The 16,983-nt window shown below is 71.5% G+C and carries 17 protein-coding genes; 8 read left to right on the plus strand and 9 right to left on the minus strand.

What is annotated here, in order from left to right; all coding sequences use genetic code 11:
* Nucleotides 1-24 precede the first annotated feature (24 nt).
* On the minus strand, nt 25-1,488 hold the full coding sequence (gene xseA, locus JOD31_RS13975) for an exodeoxyribonuclease VII large subunit (RefSeq protein WP_204950944.1): 1,464 nt from the start codon (nt 1,486-1,488) through the stop codon (nt 25-27).
* Nucleotides 1,489-1,732: 244 nt separating this feature from the next.
* Between xseA and JOD31_RS13980 the strand changes: the two genes are divergently transcribed.
* The 4 genes from JOD31_RS13980 to purD all read left to right on the plus strand — a co-directional run bounded on the left by JOD31_RS13980 (nt 1,733) and on the right by purD (nt 4,357).
* Nucleotides 1,733-2,095, plus strand: a complete 363-nt coding sequence (locus tag JOD31_RS13980; protein WP_204950945.1) for a cupredoxin domain-containing protein — start codon at nt 1,733-1,735, stop codon at nt 2,093-2,095.
* A gap of 283 nt (nt 2,096-2,378) precedes the next feature.
* Nucleotides 2,379-2,519 (plus strand): hypothetical protein, encoded by a 141-nt coding sequence (locus JOD31_RS13985; protein ID WP_204950946.1) that lies wholly within the window; start codon nt 2,379-2,381, stop codon nt 2,517-2,519.
* An 87-nt stretch (nt 2,520-2,606) separates the two neighbouring features.
* Nucleotides 2,607-2,978, plus strand: coding sequence for a cupredoxin domain-containing protein (locus JOD31_RS13990; protein WP_204950947.1), 372 nt, complete (start codon nt 2,607-2,609; stop codon nt 2,976-2,978).
* A 101-nt stretch (nt 2,979-3,079) separates the two neighbouring features.
* On the plus strand, nt 3,080-4,357 hold the full coding sequence (gene purD, locus JOD31_RS13995; RefSeq protein WP_204950948.1) for a phosphoribosylamine--glycine ligase: 1,278 nt from the start codon (nt 3,080-3,082) through the stop codon (nt 4,355-4,357).
* 122 nt (nt 4,358-4,479) lie between these two features.
* Here the strand turns inward: purD and JOD31_RS14000 are convergent, their stop codons facing one another.
* Together JOD31_RS14000 and JOD31_RS14005 are read right to left on the minus strand one after the other, a co-directional pair.
* Nucleotides 4,480-5,349 (minus strand): TIGR01459 family HAD-type hydrolase, encoded by an 870-nt coding sequence (locus tag JOD31_RS14000; RefSeq protein ID WP_204950949.1) that lies wholly within the window; start codon nt 5,347-5,349, stop codon nt 4,480-4,482.
* Nucleotides 5,350-5,380: 31 nt separating this feature from the next.
* Nucleotides 5,381-6,838 (minus strand): EAL domain-containing protein, encoded by a 1,458-nt coding sequence (locus tag JOD31_RS14005; RefSeq protein ID WP_204950950.1) that lies wholly within the window; start codon nt 6,836-6,838, stop codon nt 5,381-5,383.
* A gap of 145 nt (nt 6,839-6,983) precedes the next feature.
* Between JOD31_RS14005 and JOD31_RS14010 the strand changes: the two genes are divergently transcribed.
* The 3 genes from JOD31_RS14010 (at nt 6,984) to JOD31_RS14020 (ending at nt 9,903) form a co-directional block, all read left to right on the plus strand.
* The gene (locus JOD31_RS14010; protein WP_204950951.1) at nt 6,984-7,190 is read left to right on the plus strand and encodes a heavy-metal-associated domain-containing protein; all 207 of its coding nucleotides are present in this window, start codon (nt 6,984-6,986) and stop codon (nt 7,188-7,190) included.
* Nucleotides 7,191-7,294: 104 nt separating this feature from the next.
* Nucleotides 7,295-8,692 carry a sigma-54-dependent transcriptional regulator gene (locus JOD31_RS14015; RefSeq protein WP_210341494.1) on the plus strand — a complete coding sequence of 466 codons (1,398 nt, stop codon included), beginning with the start codon at nt 7,295-7,297 and terminating at the stop codon, nt 8,690-8,692.
* Nucleotides 8,693-8,775: 83 nt separating this feature from the next.
* A complete protein-coding gene (locus JOD31_RS14020; protein ID WP_204950952.1) occupies nt 8,776-9,903 on the plus strand; it encodes a TIGR03364 family FAD-dependent oxidoreductase in 1,128 nt (375 codons plus the stop codon).
* Here JOD31_RS14020 and JOD31_RS14025 read toward each other — a convergent pair whose 3' ends face one another.
* Complete coding sequence (locus JOD31_RS14025) at nt 9,904-11,604, minus strand: TadG family pilus assembly protein (protein ID WP_204950953.1); 1,701 nt, start codon at nt 11,602-11,604, stop codon at nt 9,904-9,906. It abuts the gene before it with no gap.
* A 1-nt stretch (nt 11,605) separates the two neighbouring features.
* Nucleotides 11,606-11,989, minus strand: a complete 384-nt coding sequence (locus tag JOD31_RS14030; RefSeq protein WP_246482504.1) for a TadE family protein — start codon at nt 11,987-11,989, stop codon at nt 11,606-11,608.
* Between the two features lie 391 nt (nt 11,990-12,380).
* On the opposite strand from JOD31_RS14030, the gene hisS reads away from it, so the two are divergent.
* Entirely contained in the window at nt 12,381-13,862 is a 1,482-nt protein-coding gene (gene hisS / locus JOD31_RS14035) for a histidine--tRNA ligase (protein ID WP_204950955.1), read from the plus strand.
* A gap of 110 nt (nt 13,863-13,972) precedes the next feature.
* Here hisS and JOD31_RS14040 read toward each other — a convergent pair whose 3' ends face one another.
* The 4 genes from JOD31_RS14040 to JOD31_RS14055 form a co-directional block, all read right to left on the minus strand.
* Entirely contained in the window at nt 13,973-14,248 is a 276-nt protein-coding gene (locus JOD31_RS14040; RefSeq protein WP_204950956.1) for a hypothetical protein, read from the minus strand.
* A gap of 105 nt (nt 14,249-14,353) precedes the next feature.
* On the minus strand, nt 14,354-15,109 hold the full coding sequence (locus JOD31_RS14045) for an aspartate/glutamate racemase family protein (protein ID WP_204950957.1): 756 nt from the start codon (nt 15,107-15,109) through the stop codon (nt 14,354-14,356).
* Nucleotides 15,106-15,933, minus strand: coding sequence for an ABC transporter permease (locus tag JOD31_RS14050; protein WP_204950958.1), 828 nt, complete (start codon nt 15,931-15,933; stop codon nt 15,106-15,108). The genes JOD31_RS14045 and JOD31_RS14050 overlap by 4 nt, the downstream gene beginning before the upstream one ends.
* A gap of 127 nt (nt 15,934-16,060) precedes the next feature.
* A complete protein-coding gene (locus tag JOD31_RS14055; protein WP_204950959.1) occupies nt 16,061-16,909 on the minus strand; it encodes an ABC transporter permease in 849 nt (282 codons plus the stop codon).
* Nucleotides 16,910-16,983 lie beyond the last annotated feature (74 nt).

The following is a 16,983-nucleotide window of genomic DNA, read 5'->3' on the forward strand; positions in this document are numbered from 1 at the left end:
GCCCGCGCCGTCAGCCGCCCGCTTTCAGCCGAACAGGTCCGACTGCGGCGCGGGCGCGGGCTTGCGCGGCTTCGGCTCCTTGCGCGGAGCGGGTTGCGCCGCCGGGGCGGTGGGCGGAGGCGGCGTGGCGCCCTCGCCGGCGGTCGCGGCGCGCTCGCCGTCCTGGAACTTCAGGCGCACATGCTCGCCGTCGCCCACCTCGGCGGCGCGGCGCAGCACATGGCCCTCGGCGTTCAGCACCAGTGCGTAGCCGCGCTCCAGCACGCCCTCGTAGCTGAGGCTGCGCACGAGCTTCCAGACCGAGGCCAGCCGGTCGCGACGCTTCTCTGCGAGCGCCGTCGCCGCACGCTCCAGCCGGGCTGAAAGGCCTTCCGCCCGTTCGCGCCCCAGATGCACGCGCTGGGTCAGGGCCGCTGGCTGGAGCCGCGCCGAGGCGGCGGCGAAGCGGGCGCGGTGGCGGCCGGCGTTGGCGGTGAGCGCCGGGCGCAGCCGGGCCGCGGCGTGGTCCAGCCGTTGGCGCGGGATCTGGATCAGCGTCTCAAGCGTCGGCAGGGCGCGCGCGGCCGAGCGCAGCTCGGTCCGGCGCGCCTCCATGCCGCGCAGCGTCGCGGCGCGCAGCCGCGCCCCGCGCTCGGCGGTCGCGGCCAAGAGCTCGGCGCGCACCGGCGTCACCATCTCGGCGGCGGCGGTCGGCGTCGGCGCGCGGCGGTCGGAGACGTAGTCGATCAGCGTGGTGTCGGTCTCGTGCCCGACGGCGGAGACCAGCGGAATGGCGCTTTCGGCCGCCGCGCGCACCACGATCTCCTCGTTGAAGCCCCAGAGATCCTCGAGGCTGCCGCCGCCGCGGGCGACGATCAGCACGTCCGGCCGCGGGATCGGGCCGCCCGCGCCAAGCGCGTTGAAGCCGCGGATCGCGGCCGCGACCTCGGCCGCGGCGGTCTCGCCCTGGACCCGGACCGGCCACACGATCACCCGCCGCGGAAACCGGTCGGACACCCGGTGGAGGATGTCGCGGATCACGGCGCCGGTCGGCGAGGTGACGACGCCGATCACCTCCGGCAGATAGGGGATCGGCCGCTTGCGCTCGGCCGCGAACAGTCCCTCGGCCTGGAACTTGCGCTTGCGCTCCTCCAAGAGCGCCATCAGCGCGCCGACGCCCGCGGGCTCCAGCGTGTCGATGACGATCTGGTAGGCCGACTTGCCGGGATAGGTGGTGAGGCGGCCGGTGGCGATCACCTCCATGCCCTCCTCCGGCTTGAACCGGAGCTTGCCGAACGACCCGCGCCAGACCACGGCGTCGATCTTCGCGCCCTCGTCCTTCAGCGCGAAATAGGCGTGGCCCGACGAATGCGGCCCCCGATAGCCGGAGATCTCGCCGCGCACGCGGACATAGCCGAAGGTGTCCTCGACCGTCCGCTTGAGCTGCTGGGACAGTTCGGAGACCGAGACTTCGAGGGCGTTGCTGGCGGCGGCGTCGGGCGGGGGCATGGGCCTCGTTGGGATCGGAGCGGTCGAGAGCGTGCGCGACGTTAGCCGCGTTCGGCGCACAAGGCGACGGCGGCGGTCACGTCTGCGTCAGCCCGGCAAAACTTCCTTGTCTGTCTTGCCGGCCCTTCTACCTGCCGATCATCGCACGCGGCGTGGGCCTATCCGAGGCCTTCCGCCGCGCGAGGACGGGGCCGCGCCGCGGCGGCCGCCGACCGCCAAAAGCATCCGCGGCTGAGGACGCCCCATGCGCACGCTCCTGCTCGCCGCCGCCCTGTCCCTCGCCCTGCCCGCCGGCGCCGCCTTCGCCCAGGCCATCACCGTCGTCGAGCAGGCGCCCGCCGACGCCGTCAAGGTTTCGATCGCCAGCATGGCCTTCGCGAACGAGGAGGTGAAGGTGAAGAAGGGCGGCAGCGTCACCTGGACGAACGACGACGAGATCGCCCACAACGTCCACTTCCGCAACGGCCCGGCCAAGGGCGACCCGAAGGCCCAGGGCAAGATGCTGAACAAGGGCGAGAGCTACACCGTGACCTTCGGCGAAGCCGGGACCTATGACTACATCTGCACGCCGCACCCGATGATGAAGGCGAAGGTCATCGTCGAGTAAGCCGCATCCGCCGCCCCAACCGCGCCGTTCCTTGCGCCCCGTCGCCGCCCGAGAGCCTCTCGGCGCGGCGGTGGGGCGCTCTCGTTTCAGCCGCCCGGCCATGTCGTTCACGGCCTGCCGATCCGATGACTGCAGATTGGCCCTCTAATAAGAACTAATACAAATAGTAGAACGATCCTATTTTATCATTGAACAAGACCACCTAAGTCCTTATTCGCTTATTTCATGATCTCGTGAGCGTTCACCACGAGATTTACATTAGAGTGATTAAGGATTGAATATCATGATTGAGATGGACGCGCTGTTCATGCTGCCGCTCGTCCCCGCCGGCGGCTTCGTGGCGTGGAAAGCCTGCTCGGCCGTCCGTCGCACGGTCGCGTCCTGCGGTCATCGCCTGCAGGCCGACTGGATCGGCCTCGGCTGAGCCTCGAGCCGCGGCGCTCGAGGCCTTCCGCGGAGCGCCCGCGGCCCCCGTCTCTCCCCGCGGAAGATGTTTCGAGGACATCCCCACATGCGCGCACTTCTGCTCGCGGCGCTTTGCGTCGCGTTTCCGCTCGCCTACGCCCACGCCGCGGCGCTGGAGCTCGTGGCCGACCCGGCGGCCGCCAACGGCCCGGTGACCGAGGTCGACATCAAGGACATGGCGTTCGCGACCCCCGAACTGACCGTGAAGGCCGGCTCCACCGTCCGCTGGAAGAACCTCGATCCCATCGCCCACAACGTCCACTTCCGCGGCGGCCCGGCCAAGGGCTGGGACAAGGCGCAGGGCCCGATGCTGAACGAGAACGAGTCCTACGCGATCAAGTTCAACGATCCGGGGACCTACAACTACATCTGCACGCCGCACTCGATGGTGATGAAGGGCAAGGTCGTCGTCGAGTAAGGTGTCGGCGGAGGTCGGCCCCTCGGCGGGGCCGTGACCTCCGCGCCCGCCTCCGCTAGAAGGGCGCCGACCTCCCCCGTCGACGCCCCTGCGAGGCCTTTATGATCGTCCTTCTCCTCGGCTCCGGCGGCCGCGAGCACGCGCTGGCCGCGACGCTCGCCAAGAGCCCGAAGCTCACGCGGCTGATCGCGGCCCCGGGCAATCCCGGCATCGCCCGGTACGCCGAGCTGCGCGACGTCTCCGTCGACGACCTCGACGGCGTCGTGCGGCTCGCGACCGACGAAAAGGTCGATCTCGTGGTTGTGGGCCCCGAGGCGCCGCTGGTGGCGGGCGTCGTGGACCGGCTGAAGGCGGCCGGGATCAAGGCCTTCGGCCCGAGCGCCGCGGCGGCCCGGCTCGAGGGCTCCAAGGCCTTCACCAAGGAGCTGTGCGCCGCGCAAGGCATCCCGACCGCAGGCTTCCGGCGCTGCCGTTCCGGCGAGGAAGGCCACGCCGCGATCGACGCCTTCGGGGCGCCTGTGGTGATCAAGGCGGACGGCCTCGCCGCCGGCAAGGGCGTCACGGTCGCCATGACGCTCGAGGAGGCGCACGCCGCCGTCGACGACGTGTTCGCGGGCGGCTTCGGGGAAGCCGGCGCCGAAGCCGTGGTCGAGGAGTTCATGGAGGGCGAGGAGGCCAGCCTGTTCGCGCTCTGCGACGGGACCACCGCCCTCGTGTTCGGCGAGGCCCAGGACCACAAGCGCGCCTATGACGGCGACGAGGGCCCGAACACCGGCGGCATGGGCGCCTACTCGCCCACGCCGATCCTGACGCCGGCGCTGGTCGAGAAGGCCATGGCGCAGATCGTGCGCCCGACGGTGAAGGCGATGGCCGAGGCCGGCGCGCCCTTCACCGGCTTCCTCTACGCCGGGCTGATGATCGAGGCCAACGCGCCGAGGCTCGTCGAATACAACGTCCGCTTCGGCGATCCAGAGGCCCAGGTGGTGCTGCCGCGGCTGAAGGAGGACCTGCTCGACCTGCTGGTGGCGGCGGTCGACGGCCAGCTCGCGGGCCGGAAGGCCACCTTCAAGAGCGACGCGGCGCTCACCGTGGTGATGGCCGCGAACGGCTATCCCGGCGCTTACGAGAAGGGCTCGGAGATCCGCCACCTGGCCGAGGCCGAGGCGCGCCACGACGTCACCGTGTTCCACGCCGGCACCACGACCGACGGCGAGCGGCTGCTCGCGAACGGCGGCCGTGTGCTCGCCGTCACCGCGACCGGCGCCGACGTGCGCGAGGCCCAGGCCCGCGCCTACACCGCGATCGACGACATCGACTGGCCCGGCGGCTTCTGCCGCCGCGACATCGGCTGGCGCGCGGTGGCGCGGCTGGAGGAGTAGGTCCGCAAACGGACGTCATCCCGGACGGCCGAAGGCCGAGCCGGGATCGTGATCCGGGGAGAGCGCCGTTCAGAACGATCCCGGCTCTGCGCGGCTGCGCCGCTTGGCCGGGATGACGCTCCTCACCACGTCAGCTTGGGCGTGACCGCGACCGGCGTGTCGCCATGCTCGGCGAACAGCGCCGCGAGCTTCTCCGGGTCGGGAGCGCCGGGGCCGAGCTCCTCGGCGTGGATGCCGTCCGCCACGAACAGGCAGTCGATGCCCGCCGCCGCGGCGCCCGCGAGGTCGGTGCGCACGGCGTCGCCGATCGCGATGATGCGGGAGCGGTCGACAGCGCGCTTGCGGATGTCGGAGGCGACGGCGATCGCGGCGTCGTAGATCGGGGCGTAGGGCTTGCCGGCGTAGTGGGTCTCGCCGCCCAAGTCGCGGTACATGTCGGCGATCGCGCCGGCGCACCAGATCAGGTCGTCGCCGATCTGCACCACCAGGTCGGGGTTGGCGCAGATCAGCGGCATGCCGCGGTCCTTCAGCTCCTCGAGCAGCGGGCGGTAGTCCTCCGGCTCCTCGGTCCGGTCGTCGAACAGGCCGGTCACCACAGCGAGCGGCGCCTCCTCCACGCTCACGCGCGCGATGCGCTCGTCGCCGAACAGCGGCACGTCGCGCATCGGCCCGATGTGATGGACCTTCGCCACGCCCCGCTCCGCCAACATGTGGTGGGTGACGTCGCCCGAGGTGATCACCGCGTCCCAGGCGCTGCGCGGCACGCCGTAGCCGTCGAGGTGGTCGATCACCCACTCGCTGTCGCGGGGCGCGTTCGAGATCAGCACCACGACGCCGCCCTGCGCGCGGAACCGCGTCAGCGCGTCGCCGGCCTCCGCATGGGCCGCGACGCCGTTGTGCAGCACGCCCCAGACGTCGCACAGCGCGACGTCGTAGGCGGAGGCGAGCGGCGCGAACCGCGCGAAGACGGGGGAGTCGGAGATGTCGGTCATGAGGGCGCCCTAGAGCCGCGGCGGAGCGCCGTCAAGCGCGGCGGGGAAAGGCATGAGGGGTGAACGCGCGGGTGACGCCGTCCGATCCCGCCTCGCCAGCCTCTCCGCCCTCGCCGCGCACTGGCCGCGGCACGCCGAACAGGAAGCCCTGCGCGGCCTTCACGTCGAGGTCGAGCAGCTCCGGCGTCGTGCGCTCCTCCTCCACATGGGTCGCGATCAGGTCGACGCCGTCGCGGGCGAGCAGGTTGGGCAGGTCGGCGGGGTGCACCGGCAGGTTCCGCGCCGTGTCCGGGTCGAGCAGCGTCGCCGCCGGAACCTTGACGAAGCGCACGCCGCGGGCGGCGAGGTCGCGGCCGTCGAGCCGCAGGTTCGAGACCTGGTCGATGGAGAAGCGCACGCCCTTCGCCGCCAGCGCGTCCCGGTTCTCGCGCTCGAGCGCCCCGAGCCCGTCGAAGGCGGACTGGGTGAGCTCCAGCACGAGCAGCCGCGTGAGCTCCGGCGAGCCGTCGATGTAGGTGGCGACGTCGCGGGCCACGCGGTCGTCGGCCAGCGTCTCGGCGGCGATGTTGACGAAGATGCGCACGCCCCGCCCGCGGGCGTTGAGGCGGTGGGCGACGCGGGCGGCGCGCTCGATCGCGCGGCGGTCGATCTCGACCAGCCTTCCTTCCGCGGCCGCCGCCGGCAGGAACTCCTCGGGCAGCACCAGCCCGTCCGGCTCCCGCAGCCGGGAGAAGCCCTCATAGTGCAGGATCCGGCGGTTCGGCAGCGCCACCACGGGCTGGAGGTAGAAGTCGACGCGGTCGTCCCGCAGCGCCAGCTCGACGCGCGCCGCGAGGCCGCGGTCGGCCGCGCCGGCGTAGCCCTGGGTCTCGTCCTCGGCTTCGGCGGGGTCGAACGGGTCCGGGGCCTGCGGCTTCGAGGGCGGGGCCGCAGCCTCCGTCCGGCGCGCCTTGCGCGGCGGCGCGGGCGGCGGCGGGATCAGCGGGCGGCCCTCGGCGAGGGGATGAGCCGCCGGCTCGGAAACCCGGGCCGGCTGCGCGGGAAGCGCCTCGGCGGGCGTCGCGAGGGTGGCGACCGGCGCCGGCCGCGGCGTCTTCAGCCGCAGCAGCGCCGCATCGTGCTTGGCGACCTCCTTGGCGACCGAGGTCACCAGGCCGCCCAGCGCCGCGATCTCCTCCACCAGCGGCCGGGTCGCGGCCTTGGCGCGGTCGGCGACCGCCGCGTCGAGGGTCGAGAGCCGCACGTCGAGGGTCTCGATCCGGCTCTGGAGCTCGGTCACCACGCGGTCGAGGTCGTCGATGCGCTCGAGCTCCGCCCCCGGCGCCCGCGCGAAGGCCATGTGGAGCACGGCCATCCCGGCCAGCGCCGCGAGCCCGACGAGCATGCCCTCGGCGAGGCCGAAACCGAGGCCGAAACTCGCCATGACGGCGACGCACGCCGCCGTCACCGTCATGGCGACGGCGACGAAGACATCGGCGGGCTTGAACATTGGCGTCATCCGGGCAAAAGGCCGTGGCGACCATTGCAGATTCGCGATTCCGCAGCCAACCCGTCGTCGCCCGGGAGGCGGTTCCCCACATGATGTGGCGAAGACGGCCGACGGCGTCGGCCAAACGCCCCGAGAGGAGAGACCCATGATCGTTTTGGATGTGTCCGGCATGACCTGCGACGGCTGCGCGAAGTCCGTCCAGTCCGCGCTCTCGGCGCGCGATCCCGACGCGGTCGTGGTCGTCCACCGCGTGGCCGGCCGGGTGTCCGCCGACACCACCCTCAGCGCGGAGGAGGCGATCGCCGCCATCGAGGCCGCCGGCTACGACGCGCAGCTCGCCGTCACAGGCTGAAACGTGGCTCGCGCTCACCTTTCGTTTACCCTGTTTCGCCAAGGTGACGCATCGGCGCGCCGCTTCGTGCGCGCTCCAGCGGATCGAGGTTTGCAGGGCATGGCATGGCTGAGCCGCGCTTAAGCGACTGGAGCGGCGGCCGCCCTCAGGCTCGGCCCGAGGTGCTGCTCGTCGACGACGACGCGGCCTCGCTGCGGGTCGCCACCGTCGCGGTCGCCACCGCCGGCGGCGAGGTGACCGCCGCGATCGGCGCGCGGGATCTGCCCGCCGCCCCCGGACGCCGGGCGCCCGCCTACGCCGTCGTCGACCTTCCGAACCGCGACGCGCTCGACGTCATCGACGCCCTGGTGGCGAGCGGCGTGACGGTGATCGCGACCAGCTGCGCGGGCTCCGTCAGCCTCGCCGTCGAGGCCATGCGCCGCGGCGCGGTCGACTTCGTCCTCAAGCCCTACACGCCCGACGGCTTCGCCCGCAGGCTCGCCCTGCGCTTCGCCGAGCGCAAGGAGGCGCCGCCGCCGGCGGCCGCCGTTCCGCAGACCGCCCACGGCTTCGTCGGGCAATCGCCCGCCATGCGGGAGATCTACGGCCAGATCGATCGCATCGCGCCCTCCCGCGCGCCGGTGTTCATCCTCGGCGAGAGCGGCGTCGGCAAGGAGCTCTGCGCCGAGGCGATCCACGCCCGCTCCGGCCGCGCGCAGAAGCCCTTCGTGGCGCTGAACTGCGGCGCGATCCCGCGCGAGCTGATGGAGTCGGAAGTCTTCGGCCATGTCCGCGGGGCCTTCACCGGCGCGACCGAGGACCGGATCGGCGCGGCCGAGGCCGCCAGCGGCGGAACGCTGTTCCTCGACGAGATCGGCGAGATGGAGATGGCGCTGCAGGCCAAGCTCCTGCGCGTGCTGCAGACCGGAGAGTTCCGCCGCGTCGGCGAGGCCCGGGCGCGCCGCGTCGACATCCGCATCGTCTGCGCCACCCACCGCGACCCGCACGTCGAAATCGCGGCCGGCCGATTCCGGCAGGACCTGTTCTACCGGCTGCACGTGCTGCCGATACGCATGCCGGCCCTGCGCGAGCGCGGCGACGACGTCGCGCTTCTCGCGGAGACCTTCCTCGCGCGCTTCGCCGCGGAAGAGAGCCGCCGCTTCACGGGATTCGCCCCCGAGGCGCTCGACCTCATCCGCGCCTATCCCTGGCCCGGCAACGTCCGCGAACTGCAAAACGTCGTCCGCCGCGCCGTGGTGCTGGACGACGGCGACATGGTGACGCCCGACATGCTGCCGGCCGAGGTGCGGGCGGCGACGCCCCTGCGCGCGTCGGCCTCCGCCGGGCCGGTGGCCGACGCGCCGATCGAGCCGTTCCACATCACCGAGCGCCGGATCATCGAGCGCGCGATCGACGTCTGCGGCGGCAATCTCGCCAAGGCCGCGGCCGCCCTCGAGCTCAGCCCCTCCACGATCTACCGCAAGCGCGAGCGCTGGGCGGCCGAGGGTCAGGCTCCGGCGTAAGAGGCGGGTCGGCGCCCGGCGCCGGCTTGACGCGCGATCCGGGATGGGGCCAGCGTCGCCGGCGTCTCACCGGATCCCCACCAATGCCCGACACATTCGATCTCGCCGTCGTCGGCGGCGGCGTTCTCGGCCTCGCCCACGCGCTCGCGGCCGCCCGCAGCGGCCGGCGCGTCGTCGTCGTCGACCGCGAAGGCCGCGCCAACGGCGCCTCCGTGCGCATGCCGGGCATCGTCGGCGTCACCGGCCAGCCCTCGGGCGCCGCGTGGCGGCGGGCGAAGCGCTCCCGCGACGTCTGGGCCGACGTCGCGGCCCAGGCCAGCGTCCGCATCGAGCACGAGGGCCTGGCCATCGTGGCGCGGCGTCCTGAGGCCGCCTCGGCGCTCGAGGCGTTCATGGCGACCGAGATGGGCGAGGACTGCACGCTCTACACCGCCGAGGACGGCCATGCGCTGTTCCCGCAGTTCAAGGGCGCGATGTCGGCGGTGTTCTGGAGCCCGCACGAGCTCCGCGTGGAGGCCAAGAGCGCGATGCCCAAGATCGCGGCGTGGCTGGCGGAGGCCCATGACGTCGCCTTCCGCTGGGAAACGGCTGTGACGGCGATCGAGGGAACGCGGCTCACGACCTCGCGCGGGACGATCGAGGCCGAGGCGATCGTGGTGTGCCCCGGCGACGACTTCCGGTCGCTGTTCGGCGAGACGCTGGCCAAGGCCGGCCTCGTGCGCGCCAAGAGCCACATGCTGCGGGTGCGCCCCGAGGAGGGTTTCGAACTGCCCGGCGCGGTCGCGACCGACCTCAGCCTCATCCGCCTGCCCGGCTTCGCCGAACTGCCGGAAGCCTCCGCCCTGCGCGCGCGGCTCGAGACCGAACAGCCCGAGCATCTGGCGCACGGCGTCGCCCTGATCGCGACCCAGTCGGCCGACGACACGCTGGTTCTCGGCGCGAGCCGCCAGGTGGACGCGACGCCCGACCCGTTCCAGACCCAGGCGATCGACGAGCTGATCCTCGAGGAGTTCGCAGCGGTGTTCGGCAAGCGCCCGAAGGCGGTGCTGTCGCGCTGGACCGGCACCTACGCCTTCAACCCCGAGCGCCCCGTGGTCGTCGAGGCGCCGGCGCCGAACGTGCGCGTCGTGGTGGCGGCCTCCGGCGCGGGGGCGACCGGGGCCTTCGCGATCGGCGAAGAGACGATCGCCGACCTGTTCGGCAAGGGCTGATCAGCCGACCAGCGTCGAGCCGTCGCAACGGACCCCGCGCACCTGCACGTCCGCCTCCCCGACCGACACGCCGAGCAGGTCGAGCACCGTGTTCAGAACGGGGTCGACCAGCCCCGCGACCGGCGCGAGAAGGCCTTTGAGCAGCGTCTTCACGGAGGATTCCGAGCCGAAGGGCGACAGCCCGATCCCGAGGAGTTTGACCGTGGGATCGAGGCTGGTGATCAGGCTCGACAGCGTCGACTTCGCGACGTCGGTCGTCTTCACCGTCTTCACGGTCTGCGCCGCGATCGCTTTCGCGTCGAACGGGACCGCCGTCTCGCTGAGGTTGGTCGCCGCCACATGAGCCGAACCGGTGACGCTGAGCAGCAGCAGCACGTTGACGAGCGTCGCCTCGCCGATCGCCGGCGGCTTCAGCGCGTTCCAGTTCGACAGACTCGTCGGCTCCCCGACCCAGAGATCCGCGGCCGAGGGCGTGACGCCCAGCGTGACCGTCGCGTCGGTCGCCGGGTTGGCGCCGCAGGACACCGTCGACAGTCGGGCCTTGCCCGAGGCGATGTCGACGGCGATCGGAAGCCGCACCCCGACGCCAAGGAGGCCGCCGCCGACCTGCGCGATGAGCCGCAGGCGCGTCTGCGCCGTGCTGACCGTCACGTCCTTCTGCCCAATCGAGAGCCAGGGCGAGGACTGCGGCCGCTCCCCCATGACGAGCGAGGCGGTGAGGCCGAGAAGCCCCGGAACCTGCGCCCCGAGGTCGAGGTCGACCACGTTCGTCCCGTTCGCGATCTGGGCGGAGGTCGAGAGGAGGTCAAGCAGCGAGACGCTCGTCGCCAGCGCGGACGCTGCGCCGGAGCCCACGGCGAGCGACCCCAGCGGGCCCAGCGACGCCAGCTGGTTCAGCTTGACCACGGCCGAAATCTTCGCGTTGGCGAGCCGCGTCAGAGTCGCCTTGGTCGTGACGCCGCCGCCTCCCACGTCGGCGAGCGCGCCCGCCACCTGGCTGATCGTGGCGTTGGCGGCGAGAACCTTGTCGTAGGACCCCGCGGTCGCTCCCGTGCGGATGGCGAGGGCGTCGAGGAAGGTCAACAGGTCGACCTTCGCCGTCGCCAGCGCGTTGTAGTCCATCACGCTGAGCGAGACCGACCCGCCGACCAGCGACGACAGCAGCGCGTTCGCCACGCCGCCGTTGAGCGAGGCCAGTCGCGAACCGATGGAGAAGGAAGCGTACTGCGTGCTCGCCGCGACCGCGGAGGCGCGCACGCGCAGCGCCGAGGCCTTGACGAGCCCCCTGCCGAAGAACAGCCGCGCGTCCGCGCCGAGATCGACTTTGGCGGCGTTGATCGGAGCGACATTGGGCCGGAAGCGCTTCTCCGGAGGCAGGGCGGCGTCGGGCGTGTAATTGCCGAGCGTGACCGAGAGCGTCTGCGGGACGACCTTGTTCGCAGCGAGCGTAGCCCGCGCCGCGCTCTCGGGCCGGTCGAGGTTCTGGGCGGCGGCGATGGCGGCGAGATCGACCGCGCCCTGCGCCGTCCGCCGGTCGAGATAGACGCTCGCGAGATCGATCCCGATCGCGAGCGAGGCGACGGCCGCGAGGCCGAAGGCGCCGGCGAGGATCGCGGCGACGCCGCGTTCGTCCCCGCGGAACGCGCGCAGACGCGCCGCGGCGCGTCGCGCCAGATCCTTCGCCGAAGCCCGCCGGGCCATGTCAGAAGCCCCCACGCTGCACCGCCGCGGTGCGGGTGATCGTCTTCGACGGCAGCGGCAGCAGCCCGTCCAGTCCCCAGATCGTGAGCCGGCTGGCGTCGTAGGACACCGCAACCTCGAACAGGTTCGGATCGGAGGTCGACGGTTTGGCGGTCACGCTGGTCCTTGACGCGTCGATCAGCACGAAGCTCGGCGCGGCGGCGATCACATGCTGGCGGGCGATCGCCACGCGCTCCGCGTCGCTCAGCCCTGCAATCGAGGCGCGCGCCGCATCCGCGGCAAGCTGTTGGACGCTGTTCGCCGCGCCGAAATAGACGCCATAGAACACCACGCCAGCAACGATCGAGATAAAAACCGGCGCGATGAGCGCGAACTCGACGGCCATCGACCCGCCCGACTCCCGACCGAACCGGCGAACGGCATGCTGATCTGCGCTCATAGGCCCCCACCCACAGCGAACATTTACCCGCGGCCGCGCAGCGCGCGCTGTTCATCCACCGTGACAGGTTGATTACAATTCTATAACGAAACCTTTCTTTGCATGATAAATTTTAGCGTACCGCGATTTTTACTGACACGAAAAAGGTCGTGGACTGAGTATTCCCCGCTGATCCGGCAATATCGACCCGCGAGGTATCGTGAGACCTATTGCACCGTCAAGTTGTTCGGCGGTGCAACCTGCTCCGCCGCGGCCGAACCTCGTCCGTTGCCGCCGGACCCAGGCTGCGCTAGGGAGCGGGTCCGTTTCGCGCCCTTCGCCTTGCTGGACACGCCCGATGAACGCCCGCCGCACCGACCTCACCCAGGCGCGCACCCCGCGCGGCTTCGCCGACCGCGGCGCGGCCGAGCTTGCGGCGACCCGCGCCATGGCGGACCGCATCCGCGAGACCTATGAGCTCTGGGGCTTCGAGGAGGTGGAGACGCCGTTCTTCGAATACACCGATGCGCTGGGCAAGTTCCTGCCGGACCAGGACCGCCCCAACGCCGGCGTGTTCTCGCTGCAGGACGACGACGAGCAGTGGATGTCGCTGCGCTACGACCTGACGGCGCCGCTCGCCCGCCACGTGGCCGAGAACTTCCAGAAGCTCGCCAAGCCCTACCGCAGCTATCGCTTCGGCCCCGTGTTCCGCAACGAGAAGCCGGGCCCGGGCCGCTTCCGCCAGTTCCTGCAGTTCGACGCCGACATCGTCGGCGCGCCGTCGGTCTCGGCCGACGCCGAAATGTGCATGATGATGGCGGACGCGCTCGAAGCCGTCGGCGTCAAGCGCGGCGACTACGTCATCAAGGTCAACAACCGCAAGATCCTCGACGGCGTGATGGAGGCGATCGGCCTCGGCGGCGAGGAGAACGCCGGCCGGCGGCTCACCGTGCTGCGCGCGATCGACAAGCTCGACCGGCTGGGTCCGGACGGCGTGCGGGCTCTGCTCGGAGACGGCCGCAAGGACGAGAGCGGCGACTTCACCAAGGGCGCCGGGCTGGATGAGGCAGGCGCCGCGCGGGTGCTGTCGATCCTCGAGGCCAAGCGCTCGACCAACGCCGAGACGGCGGAAGCGCTCGCCGCCGAGTTCGCCGCCACACCTGTCGGCGCCAAGGGCGCGACGGAGCTGAAGGCGATCGCCGATCTTCTCGCCGCCGCTGGCTACGACGGCCGCGTCTCGGTCGATCCCTCCGTCGTCCGCGGCCTCGAATACTACACCGGCCCGGTCTACGAGGCGGAGCTGACGTTCCAGATCGCCGGCGACGACGGCAAGCCGATCCAGTTCGGATCGGTCGGCGGCGGCGGGCGCTACGACGGGCTGGTGGGCCGCTTCATGGCCGAGAACACGCCGGCGACCGGCTTCTCCATCGGCGTCTCCCGCCTGCAGGCGGCGCTCCGCGCTCTGAAGGGCGAGACCGCGGAGGCCTCGACCGGCCCCGTCGTCGTGCTGGCGTTCGACCGTGACCGCATCGGCGACTCGATGGCGCTCGCCGCCCGGCTGCGGGCCGCGGGGATCAAGGCCGAGGCCTACCTCGGCGGCTCCGGCATGAAGGCGCAGATGAAATACGCCGACCGCCGCAAGAGCCCCTGCGTCGTCATCCAGGGCTCGGACGAGCGTGACAAGGGCGAGGTCACGCTGAAGGACCTCGTCGAGGGAGCCAAGGCCGCCGCCGCCATCGCCGACCGCGCCGAGTGGACCGAAAGCCGCCCGGCGCAGGTGACCGTGCCCGAGGCGCGGCTGGTTGAGGAAGTCCAGGCGATCCTCGCCCGCCACCGCTGAGCGGCGGAAGGCTCGACGCTCACATCAGCCTGCGGAAGCAGCGGGTCTCCGCGCTATTGGAATGGCTCGTTCCCCTCCCCCTTGCGGGGAGGGGAACGAGCGAACGTCCCCTACGCCGTCCCCTTCGCGAGCGCCGCGGCCACGTCCTCTGCGGTCGCCTGCGCCATCGGCATCATGAGCTTCACGGCTTCGGTCTTGGCGCCGGCGCGCATGATGAGGATGACGGTCTCGGCGCCGCCGCAGGCGGGATCCCCGCAGGCGATCTCGCTCACCGTCACCGCGTCGTCCTCGCCGAGCCCCAACGCCTCGCGGGCGTAGGCGGCCACGCGGCGGGAGGCGTCGGCGCGGGCGGGATCCTCGGCGCGGGAGCGGAAGAACAGGGCCATGGCCGCCTTCTACGCCAGGCGCTCATCCGCGGCCAGAGCCGAAACGGAAGGAGCGGCCTTGCGGGCCGCCCCGCCCGCTCAATGCCGCAGGGGCGCCTAGAGGATCTAATCGGAACCTAAGATCTCGCGCGCCGCCGGCGGGGCGAACGGCGACATGACGCCCGCATAGGGCTTGGAGCGCGGCGTCGCGTAGGCGCCGCGCCTGCTCGTCCTGAGGCCGAGCGCCACGAGAGCCTCGGCCTGTTTCACAGCGGCCGCCACCCCGTCGACCACGGGCGCGCCGAAGCGCTCCGACAGGGCGGCCGCGAGGTCGGCCATTCCCGCGCAGCCGAGCACGATCGCGTCCGCGCCGAGGCCGAGCGCGCGGTCGATCTCCGCCTCGAGCCTCGCGCGGGCGTCCGAGCCTGCGTCCTCGAGCGCCAGCACCTCCACGTCGCAGGCCGAGACGCGCGCGCGGGCAGCGTAGCCGTAGCGGGCGACGATCTCCTCCAGCGGCACGACCGAACGCTCCAGCGTGGTCACGACCGCGATGCGCTTCGCGATCTGGCCGGCCGTGACGAGGGCGGCTTCGCAGATGCCGACCACGGGGATCGCGACCGCCGCCCGGGCGGCGTCGAGCCCGGTGTCGTCGAAGCAGGCGATGATCGCGGCGTCCGCGCCGGCGCCTTCGCCCTCCCGGATCGCCGCGATCAGGCCGGGAACCGCGAAGGCCTCGTCGTAGTAGCCCTCGATGGACGCCGGCCCCATGGCGGAGGTGGCGGCGACGATCTCCGTGCCCGTGGCCGCCGCTGTGCGGGCCGCGGCCGCGATCTTGGCCGTCATCGAGGCGGTGGTGTTGGGGTTGACGACGAGCAGCTTCATAGCGGCTTCAAGGTCTTGCGCCGCCGCGCCATGGCCGTCACGGCGACAAGCGCGGCCGCGATCGCGGTGAACGAGACCAGCGTGGTGACCGCGCCCAGCGCGTAGAGCACCGGCGTCGTGACGTTGGTGGTCATGCCGTAGATCTCGAGCGGAAGGGTGTTGAAGCTGCCGGCGGTCATCAGGGTGCGGGCGAACTCGTCATAGGACAGCGTGAAGCCGAACAGGCCGACGCCGACGAGGCTCGGGGCGATGATCGGCAGCACCACATGGACGAAGGTCTGCCAGTTCGAGGCGCCGAGGTCGCGCGCGGCCTCCTCGTAGGCTGGCGAGAAGCGGTTGAACACCGCGAACATGATCAGCACGCCGAAGGGCAAGGTCCAGGTGAGATGGGCGCCGAAGGCCGAGGTCCACCACGTCGGCTGCACGCCGGCCACCTGGAACGCCAGGCCGATGCCGAGGCTGACGAGGATCGACGGCACGACGAGGCTCGCGACCGTCAGGTAGAACAGCGCGGTCGAGCCGAGGAACCGGCGGCGGAAGGCGAGGCCGGCGCACAGCGACACCGCGACAGTCGTCAGCGTCGTCATCACGCCGAGCGCCAGCGAGCGCGCGAAGGAGCCGCCGAAGTCGCCCACCGCCTGTTGCTCGAACAGGTTCTCGAACCAGCGCGTGGAGACGCCGTTCATTGGAAAGGTCAGGCCGCCGCCCGGCCCCTGGAACGACAGGATCAGGATGGTCGACAGCGGGCCGTAGAGGAACAGGACGAACAGCGCGAAGAACGCCGCCAGCGCATAGAATTCCAGACCGCGCTTTTCGGCGTTCATCGCGCCCGCCCCTCGCGATCCGTCATGCCCCGGCTTGTCCGGGGCATCCAGCAGCCCGCGGGGCGGCGCCCAACGATCTGGCCTGGATCCCCCGGCCGCGCGTTTTCCAAACGGGTCCGGACCATCCTCACAGCTCCTTGCGGATGTCGACGATGCGCAGCATCGCGGCCACCATCAGCAGCACGAGCACGAGCACGGCCACGGCGTTCGCCGCCGCCGCGGGGTACTGCAGCAGCGAGATCTCGTTGGCGATCATCAGCCCGACCGAGGCCGACTGCCCGCCCGACATGAAGCGCACGGTGACGAAGTCGCCGAGCACCAGCGTCACCACGAAGATCGAGCCGATCGCGATCCCGGGCTTGGCGAGCGGGATCACGACGTTGGTCAGCGTCTGCCAGCCGTTGGCGCCGGCGTCGCGCGCGGCCTCGATCAGCGCGCGGTCGATGCGCATCAGCGAGTTGAAGATCGGCGTGACCATGAACAGCACGTAGAGGTGCGCCATCGCGAGCACGACGGCGAACTCCGAGAACAGCAGGAACTCCAGCGGCGCCGGGACGATCCCGAGTTCGATGAGCGTCGTGTTCAGCAGTCCGTTGCGGCCGAGAAACGGCACCCAGGAGATCATGCGGATGATGTTCGAGGTCAGGAACGGCACCGTGCAGATCAGGAACAGGACCATCTGCATGGTCGTGCTGCGGACATGGAACGCGAGGAAATAGGCGACCAGGAAGCCGACGACGGTCGTGATCGCCCAGACGATCGCCACGAATTTCAGCGTGTTCAGATAGGTCTTCCACGTCACCCAGGAGCCGAGCGTCTCGGCGTAGTTGAGGGTGATGAAATCCGGGTAGATCTGGACGCTGTCGTAGTCCCAGAAGCTCACCGCGACGATGGCGGCGAGCGGCAGCAGCAGGAAGGCGCCGAGGATCAGCGCGAGCGGCGCGGCCTGCAGGTAGGGGGCGAGACGGCCGGTCATGAGCGCGCGTCGGGGCGCGCGCGGACGGCGCCCCGCGGTCGAGCCTGGCCTTGCGTGGTCCCGGCGTTCCCCGG

Source organism: Methylopila capsulata (genome assembly GCF_016907975.1).
Lineage (GTDB): Bacteria > Pseudomonadota > Alphaproteobacteria > Rhizobiales > Methylopilaceae > Methylopila > Methylopila capsulata.

What these genes read in the sequence shown, in the direction of transcription:
- xseA (WP_204950944.1), bottom strand. Translation starts at nt 1,488, where the DNA reads ATGCCCCCGCCCGACGCCGCCGCCAGCAACGCCCTCGAAGTCTCGGTC.
- JOD31_RS13980 (WP_204950945.1), top strand. Translation starts at nt 1,733, where the DNA reads ATGCGCACGCTCCTGCTCGCCGCCGCCCTGTCCCTCGCCCTGCCCGCC.
- JOD31_RS13985 (WP_204950946.1), top strand. Translation starts at nt 2,379, where the DNA reads ATGATTGAGATGGACGCGCTGTTCATGCTGCCGCTCGTCCCCGCCGGC.
- JOD31_RS13990 (WP_204950947.1), top strand. Translation starts at nt 2,607, where the DNA reads ATGCGCGCACTTCTGCTCGCGGCGCTTTGCGTCGCGTTTCCGCTCGCC.
- purD (WP_204950948.1), top strand. Translation starts at nt 3,080, where the DNA reads ATGATCGTCCTTCTCCTCGGCTCCGGCGGCCGCGAGCACGCGCTGGCC.
- JOD31_RS14000 (WP_204950949.1), bottom strand. Translation starts at nt 5,349, where the DNA reads ATGACCGACATCTCCGACTCCCCCGTCTTCGCGCGGTTCGCGCCGCTC.
- JOD31_RS14005 (WP_204950950.1), bottom strand. Translation starts at nt 6,838, where the DNA reads ATGTTCAAGCCCGCCGATGTCTTCGTCGCCGTCGCCATGACGGTGACG.
- JOD31_RS14010 (WP_204950951.1), top strand. Translation starts at nt 6,984, where the DNA reads ATGATCGTTTTGGATGTGTCCGGCATGACCTGCGACGGCTGCGCGAAG.
- JOD31_RS14015 (WP_210341494.1), top strand. Translation starts at nt 7,295, where the DNA reads ATGGCTGAGCCGCGCTTAAGCGACTGGAGCGGCGGCCGCCCTCAGGCT.
- JOD31_RS14020 (WP_204950952.1), top strand. Translation starts at nt 8,776, where the DNA reads ATGCCCGACACATTCGATCTCGCCGTCGTCGGCGGCGGCGTTCTCGGC.
- JOD31_RS14025 (WP_204950953.1), bottom strand. Translation starts at nt 11,604, where the DNA reads ATGGCCCGGCGGGCTTCGGCGAAGGATCTGGCGCGACGCGCCGCGGCG.
- JOD31_RS14030 (WP_246482504.1), bottom strand. Translation starts at nt 11,989, where the DNA reads ATGGCCGTCGAGTTCGCGCTCATCGCGCCGGTTTTTATCTCGATCGTT.
- hisS (WP_204950955.1), top strand. Translation starts at nt 12,381, where the DNA reads ATGAACGCCCGCCGCACCGACCTCACCCAGGCGCGCACCCCGCGCGGC.
- JOD31_RS14040 (WP_204950956.1), bottom strand. Translation starts at nt 14,248, where the DNA reads ATGGCCCTGTTCTTCCGCTCCCGCGCCGAGGATCCCGCCCGCGCCGAC.
- JOD31_RS14045 (WP_204950957.1), bottom strand. Translation starts at nt 15,109, where the DNA reads ATGAAGCTGCTCGTCGTCAACCCCAACACCACCGCCTCGATGACGGCC.
- JOD31_RS14050 (WP_204950958.1), bottom strand. Translation starts at nt 15,933, where the DNA reads ATGAACGCCGAAAAGCGCGGTCTGGAATTCTATGCGCTGGCGGCGTTC.
- JOD31_RS14055 (WP_204950959.1), bottom strand. Translation starts at nt 16,909, where the DNA reads ATGACCGGCCGTCTCGCCCCCTACCTGCAGGCCGCGCCGCTCGCGCTG.